Annotated in this window: 18 protein-coding genes; 7 read left to right on the forward strand and 11 right to left on the reverse strand. The window is 62.3% G+C overall.

The features are described from left to right. Nucleotides 1-20: 20 nt before the first annotated feature. The 10 genes from ACZ52D_RS03625 to coxB form a co-directional block, all read right to left on the reverse strand. Nucleotides 21-863, reverse strand: a complete 843-nt coding sequence (locus ACZ52D_RS03625) for an MBL fold metallo-hydrolase (protein WP_464442570.1) — start codon at nt 861-863, stop codon at nt 21-23. Between the two features lie 288 nt (nt 864-1,151). Beyond that, nucleotides 1,152-1,742: a GNAT family N-acetyltransferase gene (locus ACZ52D_RS03630; RefSeq protein ID WP_222455305.1), complete on the reverse strand. Its 591-nt coding sequence runs from the start codon at nt 1,740-1,742 to the stop codon at nt 1,152-1,154. Beyond that, nucleotides 1,742-3,004, reverse strand: coding sequence for a M16 family metallopeptidase (locus tag ACZ52D_RS03635; protein ID WP_464442571.1), 1,263 nt, complete (start codon nt 3,002-3,004; stop codon nt 1,742-1,744). Before ACZ52D_RS03635 ends, ACZ52D_RS03630 begins: the two co-directional genes overlap by 1 nt. Then, the gene (gene thrC / locus ACZ52D_RS03640) at nt 3,001-4,389 is read right to left on the reverse strand and encodes a threonine synthase (protein ID WP_464442572.1); all 1,389 of its coding nucleotides are present in this window, start codon (nt 4,387-4,389) and stop codon (nt 3,001-3,003) included. Before thrC ends, ACZ52D_RS03635 begins: the two co-directional genes overlap by 4 nt. A gap of 5 nt (nt 4,390-4,394) precedes the next feature. Then, nucleotides 4,395-5,078, reverse strand: a complete 684-nt coding sequence (locus ACZ52D_RS03645) for an SURF1 family protein (RefSeq protein ID WP_464442573.1) — start codon at nt 5,076-5,078, stop codon at nt 4,395-4,397. A gap of 116 nt (nt 5,079-5,194) precedes the next feature. Continuing rightward, nucleotides 5,195-6,004 (reverse strand): cytochrome c oxidase subunit 3, encoded by an 810-nt coding sequence (locus ACZ52D_RS03650; RefSeq protein ID WP_417474249.1) that lies wholly within the window; start codon nt 6,002-6,004, stop codon nt 5,195-5,197. A 24-nt stretch (nt 6,005-6,028) separates the two neighbouring features. Beyond that, nucleotides 6,029-6,616: a cytochrome c oxidase assembly protein gene (locus ACZ52D_RS03655; RefSeq protein ID WP_369926029.1), complete on the reverse strand. Its 588-nt coding sequence runs from the start codon at nt 6,614-6,616 to the stop codon at nt 6,029-6,031. Further along, on the reverse strand, nt 6,616-6,804 hold the full coding sequence (locus ACZ52D_RS03660) for a hypothetical protein (protein ID WP_222455311.1): 189 nt from the start codon (nt 6,802-6,804) through the stop codon (nt 6,616-6,618). Before ACZ52D_RS03660 ends, ACZ52D_RS03655 begins: the two co-directional genes overlap by 1 nt. Nucleotide 6,805: 1 nt before the next feature. Continuing rightward, nucleotides 6,806-7,747 carry a heme o synthase gene (cyoE, locus tag ACZ52D_RS03665; protein ID WP_222455312.1) on the reverse strand — a complete coding sequence of 314 codons (942 nt, stop codon included), beginning with the start codon at nt 7,745-7,747 and terminating at the stop codon, nt 6,806-6,808. A 99-nt stretch (nt 7,748-7,846) separates the two neighbouring features. Continuing rightward, nucleotides 7,847-8,692: a cytochrome c oxidase subunit II gene (gene coxB / locus ACZ52D_RS03670; protein ID WP_369926026.1), complete on the reverse strand. Its 846-nt coding sequence runs from the start codon at nt 8,690-8,692 to the stop codon at nt 7,847-7,849. Between coxB and ACZ52D_RS03675 the strand changes: the two genes are divergently transcribed. The 6 genes from ACZ52D_RS03675 to ACZ52D_RS03700 all read left to right on the forward strand — a co-directional run bounded on the left by ACZ52D_RS03675 (nt 8,586) and on the right by ACZ52D_RS03700 (nt 16,138). Beyond that, nucleotides 8,586-8,861, forward strand: a complete 276-nt coding sequence (locus ACZ52D_RS03675) for a hypothetical protein (protein ID WP_417474428.1) — start codon at nt 8,586-8,588, stop codon at nt 8,859-8,861. The two genes, coxB and ACZ52D_RS03675, sit on opposite strands and share 107 nt — an antisense overlap. A 25-nt stretch (nt 8,862-8,886) precedes the next feature. Further along, entirely contained in the window at nt 8,887-10,308 is a 1,422-nt protein-coding gene (tldD, locus tag ACZ52D_RS03680) for a metalloprotease TldD (protein WP_464442574.1), read from the forward strand. A gap of 266 nt (nt 10,309-10,574) precedes the next feature. Further along, a complete protein-coding gene (gene dprA, locus ACZ52D_RS03685) occupies nt 10,575-11,765 on the forward strand; it encodes a DNA-processing protein DprA (protein WP_464442575.1) in 1,191 nt (396 codons plus the stop codon). Between the two features lie 231 nt (nt 11,766-11,996). Continuing rightward, nucleotides 11,997-14,639, forward strand: coding sequence for a type I DNA topoisomerase (topA, locus tag ACZ52D_RS03690; RefSeq protein WP_464442576.1), 2,643 nt, complete (start codon nt 11,997-11,999; stop codon nt 14,637-14,639). 147 nt (nt 14,640-14,786) lie between these two features. Next, nucleotides 14,787-15,509: a CoA transferase subunit A gene (locus ACZ52D_RS03695; protein WP_464442577.1), complete on the forward strand. Its 723-nt coding sequence runs from the start codon at nt 14,787-14,789 to the stop codon at nt 15,507-15,509. Continuing rightward, entirely contained in the window at nt 15,509-16,138 is a 630-nt protein-coding gene (locus tag ACZ52D_RS03700) for a CoA transferase subunit B (protein WP_464442578.1), read from the forward strand. The genes ACZ52D_RS03695 and ACZ52D_RS03700 overlap by 1 nt, the downstream gene beginning before the upstream one ends. 58 nt (nt 16,139-16,196) lie before the next feature. Here the strand turns inward: ACZ52D_RS03700 and ACZ52D_RS03705 are convergent, their stop codons facing one another. Further along, the gene (locus ACZ52D_RS03705; protein WP_464442579.1) at nt 16,197-16,673 is read right to left on the reverse strand and encodes a hypothetical protein; all 477 of its coding nucleotides are present in this window, start codon (nt 16,671-16,673) and stop codon (nt 16,197-16,199) included. Nucleotides 16,674-16,883: 210 nt separating this feature from the next. On the opposite strand from ACZ52D_RS03705, the gene ACZ52D_RS03710 reads away from it, so the two are divergent. Continuing rightward, nucleotides 16,884-17,453: a TetR/AcrR family transcriptional regulator gene (locus ACZ52D_RS03710; protein ID WP_464442580.1), complete on the forward strand. Its 570-nt coding sequence runs from the start codon at nt 16,884-16,886 to the stop codon at nt 17,451-17,453. The last annotated feature ends 3 nt before the right edge of the window (nt 17,454-17,456 follow it).

A 17,456-nucleotide genomic window follows, 5' to 3' on the forward strand; every position in this document is an offset into this window, starting at 1 on the left:
CACGCGTCGCATCGCGGCACCTATTCCTCTGCCGCCAGATAGCGTGGGCGCAGCACAAAGACGGTGGGGCGATCGGGCAACGTCCGCAGCGATACATCAAGGGAGCTACGCCCATCGTCCACCACATCGAACTGGGTCGCCACCTGTGACAGGAAGCGCTGCAGCGACGGGTCGGTGAACCAATGCATCGGGATGATCACCGAAGACTTGAGCCGCCCCAACACCTTCAGCATCTCGTCCAGCGGCAGGGTAATGCCGCCGTCCACCGCCGCCATCACCACATCCAGCCGCCCCAGCGCGGCGTATTGCGCCGCTGTCGGGATATGATGAAGATGCCCGAGATGACCAACGCACAACCCCGCGACCTCAAACACGAAGATCGAGTTGCCCTGAGGTTCGACACCGCCAAACATGCTGCGAATGTCGGTCGGCACATTGCGGATCAGCATCTCGCCAAGGTCCAGATGATGGTGAACGCCGCCCCCTGCCTCGGCCCAGCCGGGCAGCACATGCGCAATCCCCGGATCCGGCTGTGAGGTCCAATGCGTGTTATGCGCGTGGTTCATCGTGACGACATCCGGGATCATCGGCGCAGATCCGATAAAACCGGTGTAATCGGTCACCACGTTCAAGCCACCATTGGTGCGCAACAGAAAGGACGCGTGGGCAATGTAGCGTATGTGCAGAGTATCTGCGGCCACAGGCTGTCGCCAGCTGGCCCGGTGCAGATAGTGCAGGCCCGGCGCTGATTCCGCCAGCGCAATGCAATGGCTGGCCCGGCGCTCTTGCGCCTGCAGCTGCACGCCGGTCAGGACGCCTGCCAGGCAGACCCACAAGCACAGGAAACGAGACAGAATACCCATGCAGCAGGTTGTAGTGCGCAAAGTGCAGCTGTCAGCCTGCCACCCGTGAAATCTCCGCAAGACGTCCCGCCGTAGCGGTAAGAATTGAAGAACCAGCGTCAAATTTGGTCACGCGCTGTCGGCAACGCCCCAACAACGTGCCCGGTCAGAAGAACGAGAATTGCGCCAGACATACGCTGTGCCGCATACTGGATGGAACAGGACACAAGGCCTGCCCTCCCAATGACCCAAAACCCAATCGGGACGTTTCTGTCGCCCTCAGGCTCGGGTACTGGACTGCTGCGTGGCTCAGGCCTGACCGGCCAGCGTCTTGCCCCTGCGGTCGTGGCGCAATGCGGCGTAGAGCACATGCGTACGCCAGCGACCATTGATCTGAAGATAGGACTGCGCGACACCTTCATACTTGAAGCCGGATTTTTCCAGCAATCCCCGTGAGGCGGCGTTCTCCGGCAGGCAGGCGGCCTCGATGCGCGACAGTTCCAGCTTGTTGAAGGCGTGGTGCACCACGGCGCCGATCGCTTCGCGCATGTAGCCCTGACGCGCGAAAGGCTGACCAGTCCAGTAGCCCAGCGTTCCCGCCTGGGCCGGGCCGCGACGAATGTTGTCCAGGGTGATGGCCCCCAACAACATCTGATCGTCGCGTCGGATCAGGAACAACGGCAACGCCGTGCCGGCAGATACAGACCGGCGCGCCCAGTAGACCCGGTTGGTGAAGCTCTTGCGGCTGAGATGGTCAGCCGCCCAACCCGGCTCCCAGGGCGTCAGGTAGGCCTGACTTTGCTGCCGCAGCGCTGCCCAGCCGTGAAAATCCGAATGCACCGGTGGCCTGAGCGTCAGGCGTTCCGTTTCGATGCGAACCTTACGGCGGGTGAGCAGCATCAGGCGGCGCGCCTCTCCTGCAAGCGGGCCAGCGAGGGGGCCTTGTCGACCGGGCCATAAAGCGCCAGTGCCGCCGGAGCGCTGACCGCCATGGTTTCAGCCAGTTCGCGCACCTGCCGGGTGGTCACCGCATCAATGCGCGCCACGGTGTTTTCCAAGGTCGGCACCCGGTCCCAGATCTGCACCAGCCGCGCCAACCGTTCAGCCCGATTGGACGGGCTTTCCAGCCCCATCAGCATGCCGGCCTTCATCTGCGCCCGGGCGCGCTCGACCTCGGCGTCGGTCATGTCTTCCGCCGCGCGTTTCATCTCGTCGATGGTGATGCCTGCCAGCTCCGCCAGCTGATCGCCGGAAGTGCCCGCATAAATCGTCATCGAGCCAGTGTCGGAGTAGGAGCCCGCCTGCGAGAAGATCGTGTAGCACAGGCCGCGTTTCTCGCGCACTTCCTGGAACAAGCGTGAGGACATGCCGCCACCAAGCGCACTGGCATAGATCTGCGCGGTGTACATCGACTGGTCGCGGTAGCCCGGGCCTTCGATGGCAAGCGCAAAATGCGCCTGTTCCAGGTCCTTGATCTTGCGCATCTCGCCGCCGGTAAAGGTCGCGCCTTCTTCAACATGGGCGGCTTTGGGCTCCAGATGCCCGAACATCTGCTCAGCCAGACGCACCAGCACGTCGTGGTCCACCGCACCCGCAGCGGCCAGGATCATCTGACCGGGCCCGTAGTGTTCGCCGACAAACCCCTCGAGGTCTTCGCGGCAGAAGCTGCTGACACGCTCCGCCGGGCCCAGGATGGTGCGGCCAAGCGCCTGGTCGCGGTAGCATTCCTCCTGCAGCCAATCAAAGATCACGTCATCCGGGGTATCCAGAGACTGGCCGATCTCCTGCAGGATCACCCCGCGCTCGACCTCGATTTCCCGCGTGTCGAACACCGGGTTCAGCAGGATGTCCCCGATCACGTCCACGGCCAGCGGCACGTCGTCTTTCAGCACCCGTGCGTAATAGGCCGTGACCTCGCGGCTGGTGTAGGCATTGATATAGCCCCCCACATCCTCGATCGCCTCGGCTATTTCCAGCGCGCTGCGCGACTTGGTGCCCTTGAAGGCCATGTGCTCCAGAAAATGGGCGATGCCGTTCTGCTCAAGCCGTTCGTGGCGACCGCCGGCGGTCACCCAGATCCCGATCGCCGCGGATTCCAGTCCCGGCATATGCTCGGAGACGATGCGGAACCCGTTGGCGAGTGTGTGCTGCTGTACGGTCAATGCGTGATGTTCTTTCTAATGTGATCCTCAAGGGCGGCCAGATCATTGGAGATCCGGGTCACCCGTTCCGATCTCTCATACAGGTCTGCCATGCGCGGGGGAAGAGGCGGATGAATGCCGCTGGCATCCTCGACCGCTGCCGGGAATTTGGCCGGATGCGCCGTCGCCAAGGTGATCATCGGCACCTCGGCCTTGCGATGCTCGTTCGCAACTTTCACCGCCACCGCGCCATGCGGACACAGCAGCTCACCCGAGGCTGCCAGTTCCGACTTGATGGTCGCCAGTGTCTCCTCCTCGGAGGTGCGGCCCGAGGCGTAGGTCTCGCTCAGAGCTTCCATCGCCCCTTGCGAGACGTCGAAGCCGCCGTTCTTCAACTCGTCCATCAGCTGCGCCACGGCACCGCTGTCCTGGTCGTAGGCATAGAACAGCGCGCGCTCGAAGTTGGAGGACACCTGGATATCCATAGACGGAGAGATCGACGGGCGGGTATCGCCCTTGTAATACCCCTGCCCTGACAGGCAGCGGTGCAGGATGTCGTTCTGGTTGGTGGCGACCACCAGCTGGTCAATGGGCAGGCCCATCTGCTTGGCGATGAAACCTGCGAAGATGTCGCCGAAATTGCCGGTCGGCACGGTGAAGCTGACCTTGCGCTGCGGCGCGCCCAGGGACACGGCAGAGGAGAAGTAATAGACCACCTGCGCCAGCACGCGGGCGATGTTGATCGAGTTCACGCCAGCCAGCTTGACGCTGTCGCGGAAATCGAAGTCATTGAACATGTCCTTCACGCGGGCCTGACAGTCGTCGAAATCGCCATCGACGGCCAGCGCGTGCACATTGGCATCCTGGGGCGTGGTCATCTGCCGACGCTGGACCTCGGAGACGCGACCATGCGGGTAGAGGATGAAGACATCGACATTGTTCAGCCCCCGGAAGGCTTCCATCGCCGCCGACCCGGTATCGCCGGAAGTGGCACCTGCGATGGTGACCCGGTCGCCGCGGCGCTCCAGTGCGGCCTGGAACAGCTGGCCGATCAGCTGCATGGCGAAATCCTTGAACGCCAGCGTCGGGCCGTGGAACAGCTCCAGCAGGAAATGGTTCGGCGCCAGCTGTTTCAACGGCGCGCGGGCGGCGTGACCAAACCCCTGGTAGGCGCGGTCAATGATGGCGCGGAATTCTTCGTCGGTGAAACAGTCGCCGATGAAAGGGCGCATCACGCGAAAGGCGGTTTCCTCGTAGGACAGGCCCGCCAGCGCCGCGATGTCGTCATGGGACAGCTGCGGGATCTCGGCCGGTACATAGAGGCCGCCGTCGCGGGCAAGCCCGGTCAGCATCGCGTCTTCGAATGTCAGCTCGGGCGCTTGGCCCCGGGTGGAGATATATTTCATCGCCTTCAGCTCTTTGGTTCAGGGCGGCTGCGCCGCAGAAAATAGAGGCTCATCGCAGCCCAGATAAAGGCCAGCGAAAACCAGGTGATCGCATATTGCAAGTGGTTGTTGGGGATAGAGGCAGTATCGACCGGCATCGGATTCACACCGCTATTCTCGCCCGCGGGGGGCGCATTCAAGATGACCATCACCGGTTCGGTGTCCAGCTGCTGCGCCATGGCATCGGCATCTCTGGCGTACCAGATACCCTCGTCCAGATCTGGCGCAGGTGTGTAGCTGTCGACTTCCTGCGGCCAGTGGACGTTGCCGGAAATGGTCGCCGGACCGCGCAGCCGCTGTGCTGTTTTGTCGGAACCTGCAACAAAGCCGCGGTCAATCAGGATGCGACGGCCATTGGGCAACGTGAAGGGCGAGATCACACGGAAGCCCGGACCAATATCCTTGAGCGACGTGACCACGAACAGATCCGGTGCGTCGATCTCGCCGCTCAGCCGGACCGGGCGGTACTTGTCCGCCTCTCGATCCAGCGCGGTCGGGAGGTCAACCGCAGGCTCTCCATGGATGCGGTCCTCTATGGTTGCCAGGATCCCCTCTTTCCAGGTCATGCGCTGCAGCTGCCAGGTTCCCAGCCCGATCAGAATGGCCAGGCCTGCGCCGCTCACGATCAACAGGAAAATGACACGCCGCATCGACGCCGCTCCGCTTCAAAGTTCAGGGGCGCGCAAGGGAGTTCCCTGCGCGCCCCGTGTGTGGCCTCATGCCCGCGGATAATCAACCGCAAACATGTATCGGGTACACCGCGCCCTTACAGGCCGGCGGTGCCCCAGATGTAGACTGCAACGAACAGGAACAGCCAGACGACGTCCACGAAGTGCCAGTACCAGGCTGCGGCCTCGAAGCCGACGTGCTGCTCGGGGGTGAAGTCGCCCTTCATCGCGCGGATCAGGCAGACCGTCAGGAAGATGGTGCCGATGATGACGTGGAAACCGTGGAAGCCGGTTGCCATGAAGAAGTTGGAGTAGAATTCGTCTTCGCCGAACTTCCAGCCTTCATGCAGCAGGTGCGCGTATTCATAGCCCTGCAGGAAGGTGAAGGCGATGCCGAAGGCGATACCGATCGACAGGCCCTGGATCAGCGCCTTGCGGTCGTTGTTGTGCACCAGCGCGTGGTGCGCCCAGGTCACCGCACAGCCCGACAGCAGCAGGATCAGGGTGTTGATCAGCGGCAGGTGGAACGGATCGACGGCGTAGATCTCCGGCGGGATGTACTCGCTGCCCTCATAGGCTTCCATCGGGTACATGGCGTGTTTGAAGAACGACCAGAACCAGGCGAAGAAGAACATCACCTCGGACATCACGAACAGGATGAAGCCGTAGCGCAGGCCGATGCGAACGACCGGAGTGTGATCCCCAACGCGGCTTTCCTTGACGACCTCGGACCACCAGGCAAAGGCGGAATACAGGACGGCAACAAAACCGATCCAGAACGGCCAGGCCGTGAAGCCCTTCATCCAGAACACCGCGCCAACCAGCATGACAAAGGTGCCCAGCGACGAGGCCAGCGGCCAGATCGACGGCGGCAGAATGTGATAATCGTGATTTTTAGCGTGCGCCATTTAAGTGTCCCTCACCAAAGCGGCCTAGTTCGTGGTTACGTCTGCCCCGGTGCCATTCCCGGTGTCGAGAGCGGCATAGCCCTCGGGCAGATCGATTTCATGAAACGTGTACGACAGCGTGATCGTATGCACGTATTTTGCATCCCGGTCGTCAATGATTTCGGGATCAACATAGAAGGTCACGGGCATCTGCACCCGCTCCCCCGGCTGCAAAACCTGCTCGGTAAAGCAGAAGCAGTCGATTTTCTCAAAGAAATAGCCGGCCTGATACGGCGTCACGTTGTAGGACGCCTGACCGGCGACCGGACGATCGGTCGGGTTGTAGGCCTCGTAAAAGGCCAGCCCGGTTTCGCCCAGCTTGATCTCCATCTCGCGCTGCACCGGCTTGAACTCCCAAGGCATGCCGCGCTGCTTGGAGCCGTCGAAACGCACCTTGATGGTCTGGTCCAGCACCGTGTCGGACCCGGCAGTCGCCACCTGGGTCACCCCGCCAAAGCCGGTGACCCGGCAGAACCAGTCGTAAAACGGCACGGACGCCCAGGACAGGCCGCCCATCACCACGACGACGCCAACCAGCTGCACAACGGTTTTTTGCGGTCCTTGCAATGCCATCAGTTCTGCTCCAATTCGGCCGGGCTCTGCGAGCTTGACTGGCTGTCCGGCAGCTGAAACCCGGGCGCGGTCACCTTGACCAGCGTCAGCGCCATCACCAACACCACGAAGGCCGCCAGCAGGATCCCGACGCCGAGATTGCGACCCGAGCGACGCTTGTGGATCTCATGTTCCTTGCGCAGCGCCATGTTACCAGCCTCCCAGCCCGTAAGGTTTGAGCAGCGCCTCGGCCAGGATCGCGCCGAAATGCAGGAACAGGTACAGCAGCGACAGTTTGAAGAAGCTGCGCTCAACCTTGAAGTTGTCTGCCTCGGAATCATCCTCGTCGCGACGGCTGATCTTCCAGGCGCCATGCAGGAACAGCGCGTTCAGCACCAGCGCAACGGCCAGATACAGCGGCCCACCGATACCCGAGAATGCCGTCCCAACGGCCAGCACGGCCAGCAGAACGGTATAGCCAAGGATATGCAGACGCGTGGAGCGGCGACCATGGGTCACGGTCAGCATCGGCACCCCGGCATCGTCGTAGTCAGAGCGCATGAACAGGGCCAGCGCCCAGAAGTGCGGCGGCGTCCACATGAAGGTCAGCAGGAACATCAACCAGGGTTCGACCGACATGCTGCCAGTGGCCGCGATCCAGCCGATGACCGGCGGGAACGCCCCGGCAGCACCACCGATGACGATGTTCTGCGGCGTCGCGCGCTTCAGCCACATGGTGTAGACGACAACATAGAAGAAGATGGTGAAGGCCAGGAAGGCACCGGCAAAGACATTGGCGGCCAGCGCCAGCATGATGACCGAAAGCCCCGAAAGCGCGAGACCCAGCGCCAGTGCCTCACCCGCCTCGACCTTGCCCGCAGGAATCGGACGTCCCTTGGTGCGCTTCATCACACGGTCGATATCGGCATCCCACCACATGTTCAGCGCACCCGAGGCACCGCCACCGATGGCGATGAACAGAATCGCGGCGAATCCGACGACCGGATGAACAGACACCGGCGCCGCCAAAAGCCCCACGAGCGCGGTGAACACCACCAGCGACATGACACGGGGCTTCAGCAGGGCGAAGTAGTCGCCGAAGCTGGCTTCGTCCTCATATGCCCGGCTTGCGTTGATGCTTGCGTCGCTCATCTTGGGTTCCTTGGCGGCAACGGGTGCGCAGGACTGCGCACCCAGATCTTGTCGTTCTCGACCGGCCCGCGCCTCTACGGCGCAGCGGCGGGTCGGCTATCAGTTGGAGGCAACCTGATAGGAGCGCGGGGTGCCCGCGTATTCCTCGATCGCACCTTCCAACCAGGCGTCATACTGCTCTTGCGTCACCACTTTGACGGTGATCGGCATATAGGCGTGGTCCTTGCCGCAGAGTTCGGAGCACTGACCGAAGTAGATGCCCTCATTGCCTTCTTCGACCTTGAACCACAGTTCGGCCAGACGGCCCGGCACGCCATCCTGCTTCACGCCGAAGGCGGGCATTGCCCAGGAGTGGATCACGTCCGCGGCGGTCACCTGCATCACGACGGTCTTGCCGGAGGGCACAACAACCGCGGTGTCGGTGGCCAGCAGGTAGTCATCTTCTGCGTAACCGTTTGCGGCCAGCTGGTCTTTCGGCAGCAGGAAGCTCTCGAAGCCGAATTCATGGTCGGTGTACTCGTAGCCCCAGTACCACTGGTAGCCGGTCACCTTGATGTTGATGTCACCTTCCGGGATTTCCTGCTGCGCAAACAGCTGCGGCAGCGAGAAGGAGCCGATGAAGACCAGGATCAGGATCGGAATAACTGTCCAGGCGATCTCGATCGGGGTATGGTGGGTGAATTTCGCCGGGGTCGGGTTGGCACGGCGGTTGAACCGCAGGATCGCCCACAGCAGCAGGCCTCCCACGAACACACAGATCGCGGTGATGATCACCAGGATCATGTGGTCCAGGCTGCGGATCCCCTCCATCAGCGAGGTGGCTGCCGGCTGGAATCCCATGCCGCCGTTGACCGGCTTACCAATGGTTTCCAATCCTTCCTGCGCCATTGCGGGAAGGCTGGAAAGGCCGGCGAAAAGGCCCGAAAGCGTCAAAGCGTTTTTCATATCTCTACCTGATCGGTTGATCGCGTTATTCCTGCGGCAGCCTGAGCGTTCGGAATCGATGATTCCACAAAACGCACCTGCCCCGTTGTCTTTGACGCCGCTTAAAATCATATTCGGGACAACAGATAAAGAGGCAGGCAAGCGTCAAACCGTCGCTTTCTTGATTTAGATCAAAAAAATCCGAGGACCGTGCCATGGAAACCCCCGCCTTTCGCCCGTTTGAAACCACGCTGCCGGAGACAGAGGCGCTGGCGGTGCTGCGTGATGCTCTGAGCGGGGCCGAGGATGGCGAGATCTTCACCGAACGCCGCAAGTCGGAAGCGCTGTCCTTTGATGACGGGCGGTTGCGCAGCGCCAGCTATGACGCCTCCGAAGGGTTCGGCCTGCGCGCGGTGAACGGCGACGTGGCAGGCTACGCCCATTCAACCGACGTCTCCATAGCGTCGCTGAAACGGGCCGCCGAGACGGCAAGGCTGGCCGTCGGCGACGGCGGCGGCACCTACGCCGATGCACCGCAGGCCACCAACAAGAAGCTTTACACCGACGCCGACCCCATCAGCGCCATGCCATTTCCGGTGAAGGTGGAAACGCTGCGCGAGATCGATGCCTTTGCACGGGATCTCGATCCGCGCGTCGTACAGGTTTCCGCCTCCCTCGCCGCATCGCTGCAGGAGGTCGAGATCCTGCGGGCCGACGGCGTGCGCGTTCGCGATACCCGCCCGATGGCACGGCTGAACGTTTCGGTGATCGTCGAAAAGGACGGCCGCCGCGAAAGTGGCTCTGCCGGAGGCGGCGGTCGGCTGGGACTGGACGGGCTGGTCGACCCCAAGCATTGGCAGGCCCAGGTGCAGGAGGCCCTTCGCATCGCCTTGGTCAACCTCGACGCGGTGCCCGCCCCTGCCGGCGAAATGGACGTGGTGCTTGGCCCCGGCTGGCCCGGCATCCTGCTGCACGAGGCGATCGGCCACGGGCTGGAAGGTGACTTCAACCGCAAGGGCTCATCCGCCTTTGCCGGGCTGATGGGGCAGCAGATCGCCGCCAGGGGCGTGACCGTGCTGGACGATGGCACCATTCCCGACCGGCGCGGGTCGATCACCGTGGATGACGAGGGCACGCCAAGTCAGAAGACGACCCTGATCGAGGATGGTATCCTGGTGGGCTTCATGCAGGACCGCCAGAATGCGCGTCTGATGGGGGTTTCCCCCACCGGCAACGGCAGGCGGCAAAGCTACGCCCATGCGCCGATGCCGCGCATGACTAACACCTACATGCTGGGCGGAGAGGCCGATCCGGGTGAACTGGTGGCCAGCATCAAGGACGGCATCTGGGCGGTTGGCTTTGGCGGCGGTCAGGTCGACATCACCAATGGCAAGTTCGTATTCTCCTGCACCGAGGCCTACCGCGTGAAGGATGGAAAGGTGGGCGCGCCGGTGAAGGGCGCAACCCTGATCGGCGACGGCGCCACAGCGCTGAAGCAGATTCGCGGCCTTGGCAACGACATGGCTCTCGATCCGGGCATGGGGAATTGCGGCAAGGCCGGACAATGGGTGCCGGTCGGCGTGGGCCAACCATCCGTATTGATGGGCGGGCTAACGGTAGGTGGGTCGGCGACCTGAGTCGCCTGAAGACCAAAGACCGCAAAAGGGCCGCAAAGCTCCGCCCGCTAACGTAACGACGCCATAAATTCCGCCTCCAGGGGTCAATCTCTGCGAGGCGGATACCCGAGCAGCGCCGGCGGCCGGCTCGAATTTACCCCTGCTTTTCTCAGCTTTTATAGAGACTTAGGAAAATTTTCCGGGAATTCGTAAAAACAGCGATGACGTTCACCACCTGTTAACCGAGTGAAGGTTAATTCTGGTTTTGCAAACAGGCGGAGCAACGGATGACCGGAGAAGCACATTCTTCCACTCACCCCCCACTCCCACCCACCACGGAAGACGCCCGGTATTCCCAGCTTCGTCTGTTGCGCTCCAAGCGGGTCGGCCCGGTGACATACCACCGGCTGCTCGCGCAATTTGGTTCAGCGCAGAACGCGCTGGATGCGTTGCCTGAAGTGGCACGTTCCGCAGGCCTGAAGGGGTATGAAACATGCCCTGCCGATGCGGTGGACGCTGAAATCAAGCTCGCAAAAGCCGCCAAAGCGCGGCTTTTGTGCTGTTCGGACCCCGAGTACCCTGCCCCGCTTGCCGCGCTGAAAGATGCGCCTCCCCTGCTCTGGGCGATCGGCGACCTATCGCTTCTGCAGCGCCCCCTGATCGCAATTGTCGGAGCTCGAAACGCGTCCTCGCTGGGGCGGCGCATGACCCGCACGCTCGCGCAGGATCTGGGTGCGGCGGGCTATGTTGTCGTCTCCGGGCTCGCGCGCGGGATCGACGCCGCCGCCCATGAAGCCGCGCTGAACAGCGGCACCATCGCGGTGCAGGCCGGTGGGGTCGACGTGATCTATCCAGCCGAGAACACCCGGCTCGCCAGCGCGATTGCCGAAACTGGTCTGCGCGTATCCGAGCAGCCGATGGGACGCACACCGCAGGCGCGCGATTTTCCAAAGCGGAACCGGATCATCGCCGGGCTTGCCTCTGCCGTGGTGGTGATAGAGGCCGCAGCAAGGTCCGGAACCCTGATCACCGCCCAGGACGCGCTTGACCTCGGTCGTGAAGTGCTGGCGGTGCCGGGCCACCCGTTCGACCCGCGCAGCTCCGGTTGCAACCGGCTGATCCGCGACGGGGCGGTTCTGGTTCGCAATGCTGCCGATGTGATCGACGCTTTGCCTCCCGCACAACCAGCGCAGCCGCGGCCCCGACCCCAGCCCGCGACCAATCAGAGGTCACCCGCAGAAGTGCCTGCGGCACAGCCGCAACACCGCAGCCTTGCCGAGACGCATGCCCTGCACCAGCAGATTCTCGATCGCCTCGGCCCCTCGCCCACCTCTGAAACCGTGCTGATGCGGGATCTGGCCCTGCCGCCGCAGGACCTGGCTCCGGCGCTGACCGACCTGGAACTCGACGGCAGCATCCTGCGCCAACCCGGCGGGCTGCTGTCAAAATGCGCCCCCGATGATGACACCGCACATTGACGGCATGCTGTGCGCAAAACGCACGAGTGGCCACGCGAAAACAGCCGCCGCACGGCCACCGATCGGCGCAATCGCCGCGGTCGGCGATGCCGCGAAACCCGCCTGCTAGCACGCATGATCGGTATGGTCACACGGCTGCAACGGGGCCGCAGATTGACATTCTCCCCTTGCGCCCCACATGTTGCCCCGCCATAGAACCCGCAAAAGCGGTCCGAAGAGGTTAGAGAATTTATGCCAGTTGTCGTCGTCGAATCCCCGGCCAAGGCCAAAACGATCAATAAATATCTTGGTCCCGACTATACGGTTCTGGCGTCCTACGGCCATGTGCGCGACCTTCCGGCCAAGAACGGCTCGGTCGATCCGGAAGCCGATTTCGACATGACGTGGGAAGTCGCCAATGATTCCCGCAAACACGTCAAGGCCATCGCCGACGCGCTGAAAGAAGACAACGCGCTGATTCTCGCAACCGACCCCGACCGCGAAGGGGAAGCGATCAGCTGGCACCTGCAGGAAGCGCTGACCAAGCGGCGCTCGATCAAGAAGGACACGCCCGTCAGCCGCGTCACCTTCAACGCGATCACCAAGGAAGCGGTGACCGAGGCGATGAAGAACCCCCGCCAGGTCGACATGCCGCTGGTCGAGGCCTATCTGGCCCGCCGCGCGCTGGATTATCTCGTGGGTTTCAACCTCTCGCCGGTGTTGTGGCGCAAACTGCCGGGCGCGCGTTCGGCCGGGCGTGTCCAGTCGGTCTGCCTGCGCCTGATCGTCGAGCGCGAGATGGAAATCGAAGCCTTCAACCCGCAGGAATACTGGTCGGTGCGCGCCCATCTGGCGACCCCACGCGGCCAGGAACTGGAAGCGCGGCTGACGGTTCTGGGTGGCGACAAGCTGGACAAGTACAGCCTGAAGAACGCCACGGCCGCGGAACTGGCGGTGCAGGCAGTCGCATCCCGGCAGCTGTCGGTGCAGTCGGTCGAGGCCAAGCCCGCCGCCCGCAACCCCTCCGCCCCCTTCATGACCTCCACCCTGCAACAGGAGGCCAGCCGCAAGTTCGGCATGGGCGCGCGTCAAACCATGAACGCCGCCCAACGTCTTTATGAAGCCGGTTTGATCACCTACATGCGGACCGACGGCATCGATATGGCCCCCGAGGCGGTCGAAGCCGCCCGCGCCGAGATCGAGAAACGCTACGGCGCCGAATACGTGCCCGCAACACCCCGGATCTACAAGAACAAGGCCAAGAACGCCCAGGAAGCGCACGAGTGTATCCGCCCGACGGATATGAGCCGCGATGCCGCCAGCCTCAAGGTCTCCGAAGACGACCAGCGCAAGCTCTACGACCTGATCTGGAAGCGGACACTGTCCTGCCAGATGGAAGGCGCCCGACTGGAGCGCACGACCGTCGACATCGGGTCGGACGATGGCCAGGTGGTGCTGCGCGCAACCGGCCAGGTCATGCTGTTTGACGGTTTCATGCGCGTCTACGAAGAAGGCCGCGACGACGTGACCGACGAGGACGACAAGCGCCTGCCGCAGGTCATGGAAGGCGAGGCCCTCAAGTTCGCGTCCTCCCTTGCTGCGCAAGCTGAAAAAGCGGGCCAGGAGGCCTCGGTTCTGTCCGAGAACGGTGCCGTCCTCGCGCTGCAGCACCACACCCAGCCGCCGCCGCGCTATACCGAGGCGACACTGGTCAAACGCATGGAAGAACTCGGCATCGGCCGCCCTTCGACCTACGCCAGCGTCATCACCACGATTCAGGACCGCGAATACGTCCGCAAGGACAAGAACCGCCTGTTCCCGGAGGACAAGGGCCGGATCGTCACCATCTTCCTGCTGAACTTCTTCCGCAAGTACATCGGCTACGAGTTCACCGCCAACCTCGAGGAAGAACTGGACGAGGTCAGCGCAGGCGAGCGCGATTACAAGGATCTTCTGGGCAAGTTCTGGCGGGACTTCTCCGCCGCGATCGCGGAGACCTCGGAACTGCGCATCACCGAAGTTCTGGATGTTCTGGACGACGCGCTGGCGCCGCAACTCTACCCGCCGCGGGAAGACGGCACCGATCCGCGTATCTGCCCGAAATGCGGTCAGGGTCAGCTGCACCTCAAGACCTCGCGCACCGGCGGCTTTGTCGGCTGCGGCAACTACCCGGAATGCAACTACACCCGACCGATCTCGGGCGAAGGCGCCGAAGGTTATGAGCGGGTGCTGGGCGAGGACAACGGCGATGAAATTCACCTGAAATCCGGTCGCTTCGGTCCCTACGTACAGCGCGGCGAGGCGACCCCCGAGAACAAGAAACCTCCCCGCTCCTCGCTTCCCAAACAGGGCAAGGATTACCTACCGGGCTGGGGCCCGAACGACATCACGCTGGAGCAGGCGGTCACCCTGCTGACCCTGCCGCGCGAAATCGGCCAGCATCCGGATGGCGGTGTGATCCAGTCGAACCTGGGTCGCTTTGGCCCCTATATCGCGCATCAGCTGCCGGATGAGGAAAAGCCGGTCTACGTGAACCTGAAGGAAACGCTGGACGTTTTCGAGATCGGCATGAACCGCGCCGTGGAAATGCTGGCCGAGAAACGCGCCAACCCCGGTCGCGGTCGCCGCGCAGCCGCCAAACCCCTGAAGGAGCTGGGCGAACACCCCGAGGGCGGCGGCGCCATCAGCATCATGGACGGCCGCTATGGCCCCTACGTCAAATGGGAAAAGGTGAATGCCACCTTGCCCAAGGACGTTGAACCCAAGGACGTCACCCTGGAGATGGCTGTGCAGCTGATTGCCGAGAAGTCCAGCAAGGGCGGCAAGAAGAAAACTGCGCCCAAGAAGAAGGCGGCCCCGAAGAAAAAGGCCGCCGCCAGCAAGGACAAAGCCTGAGATAGCATCTCGCAAGGCCGGGACTTCCCCGGCCTTGTGCCCGGTCCGACCGGGTTCCGTAGAAATACGGGTTTCTCTCCGTATCGTTGACTTGGCGCAGCCCCGGCGGCAGAACACCAATCAAACGGTAGTTGTTGGGAGAACTCCATGAAAAAGGTTTACGCCAACGCCGCCGAAGCACTCGACGGGTTGCTTCATGACGGCATGTTCATCGCGGCAGGGGGCTTTGGCCTCTGCGGCATTCCGGAGCTTCTGCTGGAGGCCATCAAGGAAGCAGGTACCAAAGACCTGACCTTCGCCTCGAACAACGCCGGTGTTGACGATTTCGGCATCGGCATCCTGTTGCAGACCAAGCAGGTCAAGAAAATGATCTCCTCCTACGTGGGGGAAAACGCCGAATTCATGCGCCAGTACCTGTCGGGTGAGCTGGAACTGGAATTCAACCCGCAAGGCACGCTGGCCGAACGCATGCGTGCTGGCGGTGCTGGCATCCCGGGCTTTTTCACCAAGACCGGTGTCGGCACGGTGATCGCCGAAGGCAAGATGCAGAAACAGTTTCCCACCGGCCCCGATGGCGCCTTGGAAGACTACATCATGGAAGAGGGCATCTTCGCCGATCTTGCCATCGTGAAGGCCTGGAAGGCGGATGAGACCGGCAACCTCGTGTTCCGCAAGACCGCGCGCAACTTCAATGTGCCCGCCGCCACCTGTGGCAAGGTCTGCGTGGCGGAGGTCGAGGAAATCGTGCCCACCGGCTCGCTGGATCCGGACGCAATCCACCTGCCCGGCATCTATGTGCACCGCATCATCCAGGGCAAGCATGAGAAACGCATCGAACAGCGCACCGTGCGCAAGCGGGAGGAAGCATAATGGCTTGGGATCGCAATCAGATGGCGGCACGTGCCGCGCAGGAACTGCAGGACGGCTGGTATGTGAACCTTGGCATCGGCATTCCGACGCTGGTTTCCAACTACATCCCTGAAGGCATCGAAGTGACGTTGCAGTCGGAAAACGGGATGTTGGGAATGGGCCCCTTCCCCTACGAGGGCGAAGAGGACCCGGACCTGATCAACGCCGGCAAACAGACCATCACCGAGCTGCCGCAAACCGCGTATTTCGACTCGGCGCAATCCTTCGCGATGATCCGCGGCGGCAAGATCGCAATGGCGATCCTCGGCGCCATGGAAGTGGCCGAAAATGGTGACCTGGCCAACTGGATGATTCCCGGCAAGCTGGTCAAGGGCATGGGCGGCGCCATGGATCTGGTCGCGGGCGTCGGTCGCGTGGTGGTCGTCATGGACCACGCCAACAAGCACGGCCAGTCCAAGGTTCTGAAGGAATGCACCCTGCCCCTGACGGGCAAGGGGGTGGTGGACCGGATCATCACCAACCTTGGCGTTCTCGACGTGGTCGAAGGCGGGCTCAAGATCGTCGAATGCGCCAGCGGCGTCAGCGAAGAAGAGCTGCGCGCCGCCACCGAAGCGACGATCGTCAACTGACCTGTCAGACAGCTATTGGAAAGGCCCGCCAGCGAACTGGCGGGCCTTTATCGCTTGATCAGGCGTCAGCCGCGTCCTCCGGGCGCGCTCTCGGCCGCAGTGTGTTCCACACTGCCCCCTGCGGGGGATTGACAATTTCATACATGAACACCCGTTTATCGTGCCAGTTAACCAGGCGTTCCTCGCCATTTTCGAACACCACGACACAATAGCTGCCATCATCTGGGTCGCAGCTGTCTTGGCCAAGAATGGTGACGATGACCGGGTCGATAAAATGGCGGCTGACCAGCACCTGCGCCTTCACCATCTTGCCGGACACGTAAAGACCGCCGAAGAACAGGCCTATTGCCAAGCAAATGAACCCGGGACCGGAGAGGTTCTTGAACGGGCTTGCCTTGGCAAGGCTTGGCGCGAAGGCCACGAACAAGAGCCTCCCAAAGAAGCCGACGAATGCGATAACGCCAATCAGGACAAAATTTCCCGTTAGCTGCTGGGAACCCGCAGCCACAGCTGAGGGGTCAAATCCAAAATCCAAAACGAATCTCCAACATAATGAAGCTCTAAAATACGCTCTCCAAATCAATGCTTTGAGGCAAAAGAATGACCGGCTGCGCCAACCTTTCACCTTTCCGCCAAGCGAAGGCGAACGGCCACTGCAGAGTTTGACGCGACGCCGCCATGCCCCTCGGCTATGCCAAGCGCTCATGGAATTGTATGTACTGATCAGTAAACAAAAGGACGAATCATGCGCCCGAACAAACGTGACGAGCTGGTCCGCAAGGCGTTGGACGTGTTTTATGCCAAGGGTTTTCACGCCACTGGCATGGATACGCTGGTCAAGGAAACCGGCGTGTCCAAAACGTCGATGTACAAGCATTTCCGCACCAAGGAGGAGCTTATCGCCGCAGTCCTGGGCTTGCGGGACGAGGAGTTTCGCAGCTGGCTCTTCACCCGGATGACGGAATTGGCCGAAACACCCCGCGGGCAGCTTCTGGCGATGTTCACCGCCCTAGCTGAGTGGTTCGAACACCCCCAATTCGCCGGCTGCATGTTTGTCAAAGCCAGCGCCGAGTTTCAGGATCACGCTCATCCGCTCTACCGGCAGTCGACGAAACACAAGCAGCTGATACTGGACCACCTTGCCGAACTGGCACATCACGCAGGAGCGGCCGACCCGGTAAAGCTGGCGCGGCAGTTGCTCACCTTGAAAGAAGGCGCGACCGCCCTTGCCGCCATGTCGGCAACGCCGTCCCCTGCCACGGATGCGCTGGCGACTGCGCAGCTGCTCGTACAAACGCAACTGCCCGAAAGCTGACTG

It is taken from the genome of Leisingera sp. S2M4 (assembly GCF_055398055.1).